Annotated in this window: 4 protein-coding genes; 1 reads left to right on the top strand and 3 read right to left on the bottom strand. The window is 69.2% G+C overall.

Annotated elements, in window-relative coordinates:
* Positions 1–248 precede the first annotated feature (248 nt).
* The 3 genes from AOK17_RS33265 to AOK17_RS33275 form a co-directional block, all read right to left on the bottom strand.
* Positions 249–1955 (bottom strand): BCCT family transporter, encoded by a 1707-nt coding sequence (locus AOK17_RS33265; RefSeq protein ID WP_055616304.1) that lies wholly within the window; start codon positions 1953–1955, stop codon positions 249–251.
* An 88-nt stretch (positions 1956–2043) separates the two neighbouring features.
* Positions 2044–3321, bottom strand: coding sequence for a M14 family metallopeptidase (locus AOK17_RS33270; protein ID WP_055616302.1), 1278 nt, complete (start codon positions 3319–3321; stop codon positions 2044–2046).
* Entirely contained in the window at positions 3321–5282 is a 1962-nt protein-coding gene (locus AOK17_RS33275; protein ID WP_055616303.1) for a Xaa-Pro dipeptidyl-peptidase, read from the bottom strand. Before AOK17_RS33275 ends, AOK17_RS33270 begins: the two co-directional genes overlap by 1 nt.
* 217 nt (positions 5283–5499) lie before the next feature.
* On the opposite strand from AOK17_RS33275, the gene AOK17_RS33280 reads away from it, so the two are divergent.
* Positions 5500–6469, top strand: a 970-nt coding sequence (locus AOK17_RS33280) for a gluzincin family metallopeptidase (RefSeq protein ID WP_483855184.1), incomplete at its 3' end; no start/stop codon positions are given.

Here is a 6469-nt window from a genome sequence, read left to right on the forward strand (position 1 = left end):
GGGGCGCCCTGCGTTCACCACGGGGCGCCCTGTGGTGAACGCAGGGCGCCCCGTGGTGAAGGCCGTTTGTCGGGTGCGGGTTGGTTGTGGCTGGGTGCGCAGTTCCCCGCGCCCCTAAAAGACGAAGGCCTCGCCGCTCCTGGCCCCCGGCGCCACGCTCGCCGAGCCCGCAGCCCGCAGCCCGCAGCCCGCAACCCGCAACCCGCAACCCGCAACCCGCAACCAAGACTGGCCCGGCCCACCGGGCCTCAGCCGTGGTCGTGGCCCAAGGGGTCGCCCTCCGTTTCTGTGCCGGCGCCCGGGCCGACCCTGATCTCGAATTCGCCGTCGTACTTCTTGTGGCCCTCGATCACGGCGAGCGAGACGGCCTCGGAGCCCATTTCGTGGCGCACGATGACCGGGTCCCGGCGCAGGTCGCGCATGAGGGCGATGCACATGCCGATCATCACGAGGACGAAGGGCGCGGCGGCCAGGATCGTGAGGTTCTGCAGGCCTTGGAGTGCGTTGCCCTCGGTGCCGACGAGCAGCATGATGGCGGCGACGGCGCCGGTGACCACACCCCAGAACACCACGACGAAGCGGCCGGGTTCGAGGGCGCCCTTCTGGGAGAGCGTGCCCATCACGATGGACGCGGCGTCGGCGCCGGAGACGAAGAAGATGCCGACGAGGATCATCACGAGCAGGCTGGTCGCGGTCGCGATGGGGAACTCCTGCAGGACGCCGAAGAGTTGGCCCTCGGGGGTCGACTCGCCGCCGAGCGCGCCGCCCTCCTTCAGCTTCATCGCCGTACCGCCGAAGATCGCGAACCAGACGAGACTGACGGTGCTGGGCACGAGGATGACGCCGCCGACGAACTGCCGGATGGTGCGCCCGCGGCTGATGCGCGCGATGAACATGCCGACGAAGGGCGTCCAGGAGATCCACCACGCCCAGTAGAAGACGGTCCAGCTGCCGAGCCAGTCCGCGACGCCCTCGCCGGTGCTGGCCTCGGTGCGGCCGGCCAGCTGCGGCAGGTCACCGAGGTAGGAGAAGACCGAGGTGGGCAGCAGGTCGAGGACGATGACCGTCGGGCCCGCGACGAACACGAAGACGGCGAGCACCAGGGCGAGCACCATGTTGATGTTGGACAGCCACTGGATGCCCTTCTCGATGCCGGAGATGGCCGAGGCGACGAACGCCACCGTCAGGACGGCGATGATCACGACGAGCAGGCTGTCGCTCACCTTGTCCATCCAGTCCAGCTCCGTGAATCCGGAGCCGATCTGGAGTGCGCCGAGGCCCAGTGAGGCCGCGGAGCCGAAGACGGTGGCGATGATCGCGAGGACGTCGATGGCCCGGCCGACGTTGCCGTTCGCGTGCTTCTCCCCGATGAGCGGGGTGAAGACCGCGCTGATCGTCTGGCGGCGGCGCTTGCGGAAGGTGCTGTAGGCGATGGCGAGGCCGACCACCGCGTAGATCGCCCAGGGGTGCAGCGTCCAGTGGAAGAGGGTGGTCGCCATCGCCGTCTGCATGCGTTCCGCGGAGTCCGCGGGGTCGGTTCCCGGTGGCGGGGTCGTGTAGTGGGAGAGCGGTTCGCTCACGCCGTAGAACATCAGGCCGATGCCCATACCGGCGCTGAACATCATCGCGACCCAGGACACGGTCTTGAACTCGGGCTCCTCGCCCTCCGCGCCGAGGTGGATCCTGCCGTACCGGCTGATCGCGAGCCACAGTGCGAAGACCACGAAGCCCGATGCGGCCAGCATGAAGGCCCAGCCGCCGTTGTGGATCAGGCCGCTGAGCATCGTGTCGGAGGCGCTCTTCAGGGAGTCGGTGGCGACCGATCCCCAGATCACGAAGGCCAGGGTGATGGCGGCGGTGACGCCGAACACCACCCAGTCGGTGTGCTGACCGGGGCCGCCGGGAATGTCCGTGGGACCTTCCCGGCCTCCCCTCTTACTCAGGTCTTCAGTCATCTGCGGCACCTTCCCCTGGAAACCGTGGGTAAGCCATTTCCTCGCTATGCCCTACGACCTACCACAGGTGCTACAGATCTCACCCGCCTCAGCAGTCGGTGTCGGGTTCCCCAGCTGTGAGGTGGTACGGAGCGCGCTCGTCGAGTAGCAGCGGGACGAGAGCGCGCAGGGACTGGCGCAGCGGGACGTAGGCGCCTTCGGCGTCCTGCCGTGTACTGACCCCGTGCAGGGCGAGTTCGTCCTTGACGTCCGCGTACTGGTCGGCCGTCAGCCGGTAGGCGCAGGGCGGGTCCGCGATGATCTCGGACGGCTCGGCCGGGTCGTTGTCGGCGCCGCCGACGTAGACCGGCCCGGTGTCCCGGTAACCGGCCAGCCGGGCCGCCGTCGTGGCCGCCTCGACCCGGTTGCGCCGTTCGCCCGTGAACTCGAACAGCCCGTCCAGCGCGGCCAGTTGAGAGTGGACGCGGCGCCTGTTGTTGAGCGCCTCGTCGGCCTTCTCGGCGTCCGTGAGAGGGTCGACGCGGCTCTCGATGAGCAGTCCGACGCCGTGTTTGACGCCGGACATGTTCCGCAAAATCCGCTCCTGTCCGTCGCCCGCGACCTGCCGGATCGGGTCGCCGGTGACGGGGTCGGTCCAGATTCCGTACGTGCCGGTCGAGTAGCCCTCCGCCTGCGCGGCGGGCCGTACATACGCCTGCGACAGGGTCTGCCCCTCGTCGTGCACGGCCGCGGCGGTGTTGAGGTTGCGCGGCCAGAGGTCGAAGAGGTCCTTGTCGTAGTACGGGGGTGTGGCCCCGTACTCGTGCAGGTCGTAGATCACGTCGGGCTTGCGGTCGCGGACGACGGCGGCCATGGCGCGGCCCTCGGCCGTCTGGAGCGCGAGGTGGTCGCGGTTGATGTCGATGCCGTCGCTGTTGCCGCGGGTGTCGGCGGCCCGGCCGTCCGGGTTGGCGGTGGGCACGACGAGCAGCGTGGTCCGGTCGAGGAACTTCCGCGTGGCGGAGTCCTTCGCGTAGGCGAGGTCGCGGACCGTCGTGAGACAGGCCTCGCGCCCGGACGGTTCGTCGCCGTGCTGGCTGCACACCAGCAGGACGGTGTTGGCCGCATGGCTGTTGCCGATGCGTACGAGCCGGAGCGGGCGGTCCTGTTTCGTCGTGCCGATCCGGCTGATCGACACCCGGCTGCTCGACTTGTCGACGGCGGCGAGAAAGTCCTGCTCCTCGGGCTGGGTGGTCCAGCGTGCGCCGTCGGTCTGCTCGAATCCGGTACGGGGCGGGGTCTGGGCCGCGTGGGCGGGCACCGTCAGGAGGGGTGCGGTGAGCACCGCCACCGTCAGGGCGAGTATTCCTGTGCCGCGGGGTGTCATCAGTGGGTGCCTCCGGGTACGCGGTGCGTGGCGCGCGGCTCGCCTATGCCGTCGAGGGTGGCGTCGGGGGTGACGTACGAGGATCCCGAGGTGGCGCGGGCGAAGGCGGCGGCGCCTCCGACGAGCGGCACACTGGCCTTCGTGCGCGCGAGGTCGAGGGCGAGGGTCGGGGTGCTCGACGGCGGGTCGATGAGCCCCTCGTCGGTACCGGCGACGATCAGCGCAAGGCGGTGTCCGGCCGGGACGACGTGGTCGCTGGCGTGCAGGTCGAGGGTGATGGTGTAGCGCTTGCCCGGAGTGAGCGGTTCGCCCTTGGCGTCGGAGGCGTGGTTGCCGAGGTCGGCCCAACCGCGACTGAACACCGTGTAGTCGACGGCCGCGGTCTTCGCCCGGGTCACCTTGAAGCAGGAGCTGTCGCCGGTGGTGCTCGGGCCCCAGCAGGTGCGGTCGGTGAGCGTGGAGATGCCCTCGCCCGAGGCGGAGTAGTCACGGATCGTGTCCGGGCCGAGGTCGACCAGGACCGCGGAGAGATGGGCGCTCGACGTGGTCGGGGTGGCGGTGACGGTCACCTTGGAGGAGCCGGACAGGCGGACGTCACGGGTGAGCGGCTTGGTGGTGAAGCCGGCCTTGGCTGACGTGGACTGGTCGATCCGGGCCGCCCAGTCGGTCTCGTCCTGCCGCGGGTCGTCGGTGAAGGTTTCGGCGCCCGATCCGGTACGCAGTGACAGGGTGCCGACGCCCGCCTGGGCGCCCTTGCCCGGGCGCAGGCTCACGGTGTCGGTGGCGCGCGGCGGCCAGACGTTCGAGGTGACCCACTGGTCGGGGGCGCGCTCGATGTCGGCCATCGGCTCGTCGTCGATGCCGTTGTCGTAGCCGAGGAGTTCGTGGTCGAACCAGCGGTGCAGCGTGTCGGCCCACTCGGCGCGGCGGAAGTCGAAGGGGTCGACGTGACCGGTCTGGGACAGCCAGATCTTGCGGTCGACGCCGTTCTCGGCGAGGCCGTCCCACCACTGGCCGAAGTGCTTCGGGCGGACGTTGAGGTCCTGCATGCCGTGGATGACGAAGACGCTGGCGTCGACCTTGCGGACGTCCTTCACGTAGTCGCGTTCGGTCCAGAACTTCGTCCAGTCGCCGGTGCGTGGGGCCCCGTCGACGATCTTCTGCTGGACGGCGGCGCACCTGGCGCGGGCGTCGGGGCTCTCGACGTAGTCGGAAAGCCACTCGGGGCCCGAGTCGTAGAGGGGGGCGCCCTTGGCGAAGTAGTAGTCGTACCAGGAGGAGATGGCGGCTATGGGGACGATCGTCTCCAGGCCCTCGACTCCGGTGGCGGCGACGCCGTTGGCGATCGTGCCGTCGTAACTCTTGCCGATCATGCCGGTCTTGCCGTTGGTCCAGCCGGCCTTGGCCTTCGTGGTCCCCGTGCGGGAGGTGTAGCCCTTGGCCCGGCCGTTCAGCCAGTCGACGACGGCCTTCGCGGACTGGACGTCGGAGCGTCCGCCGACGTCGACGCAGCCGTCGGAGCGGTTGGTCCCGGCGAGGTCGACGCCGACGAAGGCGTAGCCGCGCGGCACGAAGTAGTTGTCGTAGTAGAGCGGCATCTGGACGACGTCGCCGTTCGCGTCGTACGTCTTCAGCTGGCTCTCGTTGCCGCGCCCGCAGCAGGAGTAGTACGGGCTGGCATCCATGATCACGGGAACCTTGCGGCCCTGCTGGGCTGGTTCGCGCGGGCGGACGATGTCGACGGCGACGCGGTCGGTCTTCCCGTCGCTGTCGCCGTCCAGTTTGGTGTCCACCCAGACGGATTCGCGGATCGCGTTCTCGTACGAGTAGACGGGGGCGCTCTCCCGCGGGGCGCTGTGGGCGGCGACCGGGGTGAGGAGCGTGGCCATCAGGGCGGCTGTGGCCGCAGTCGCGAGCGATCTCCAGTTGGTGAAGCGCTTGTAGCGCGCAGGTGTCCGCATGCGCGGAAGGTACTCCGGTCAACTCCTGTGCAAAAGAGGGCCGATTGGGGTGGGTGGGAGTTCGGCCGATGGTGTGGCTTGAAAGGTGCGTGGGACGGGGTCGCTCATGTCGGCCGAATGGCGATCGTGTGACAGGAGCGGTCATGGACAGGGCTGGGCCCACAGGGACTGAATAGGCTCCGAACAGACTTCGTGCCCCTACGACTTGGAGCTTGACGTGCACCGCAGACTCATCGCCCCGGGCGCACTCGCGGCCTCCCTGCTGCTGGCGATCCCGGCATCGGCGGCCGACTACTCCCCCGGAGCGCCGGGCATCGGCGACCCCTACTACCCGGCCTACGGCAACGGCGGATACGACGTCTCCCACTACGACCTCCGGCTCCAATACCAGCCGGAGACGGACAAGTTGGAGGGCACGGCGACCCTCCTGGCGAGGACCACGCAGGATCTCTCGCGCTTCAATCTGGACTTCCTGCTCGATGTGAGCGAGGTGCGGGTCAACGGCACGAAGTCCTCGTTCACCACCTCGGGCGAGCACGAGCTGGAGATCACGCCGAAGAACCCGCTGCCCAAGGGCACGGCCGTCACCGTCGTGGTGCGCTACAGCGGGGTGCCGTCCTCCAAGAAGGCGTACGGGTTCACCAGTTGGCACCGCACCCCGGACGGCGGGGTCGGGGCGAACGAACCCGAGGCCGCCTGGTGGTGGTTCCCCAGCAACGACCACCCGCTGGACAAGGCCACGTACGACGTTTCGGTCGCCGTGCCCGACGGTTCGCAGGCGATCTCCAACGGCACGCTCCAGTCGGTGAGTTCACGGGCCGGCTGGACGCGCTACAGCTGGCGTTCCAACAAGCCGCAGGCCACGTATCTCGCCACGCTCGCGGTCGGGAAGTTCGACCTCACGACCGGGACGTCGGAGAGCGGCATCCCGATCGTCAACGCCTACAGCAAGGATCTGGGCGACAACTACGGGGCGGCGCGCGCGAGCATCGAGCGGACCGGGGAGGTCGCGGACTGGCTGTCCGAGTACTTCGGGCCCTATCCGTTCAACGCGCTGGGTGGGTACGTGCCGAACACCAACACCGGGTACGCGCTGGAGACGCAGACCCGGCCGTTCTACAGCCCGCGGCAGTTCGCGAGCGGGACGAACGTGTCCGTGGTCGTGCACGAGCTGGCCCACCAGTGGT

Source organism: Streptomyces phaeochromogenes, assembly GCF_001418655.1.
GTDB lineage: Bacteria > Actinomycetota > Actinomycetes > Streptomycetales > Streptomycetaceae > Streptomyces > Streptomyces phaeochromogenes.

Excerpts from the sequence above, each read along its gene's own strand:
- AOK17_RS33270 (WP_055616302.1), bottom strand. The coding sequence starts at position 3,321 with ATGACACCCCGCGGCACAGGAATACTCGCCCTGACGGTGGCGGTGCTC.
- AOK17_RS33265 (WP_055616304.1), bottom strand. The coding sequence starts at position 1,955 with ATGACTGAAGACCTGAGTAAGAGGGGAGGCCGGGAAGGTCCCACGGAC.
- AOK17_RS33275 (WP_055616303.1), bottom strand. The coding sequence starts at position 5,282 with ATGCGGACACCTGCGCGCTACAAGCGCTTCACCAACTGGAGATCGCTC.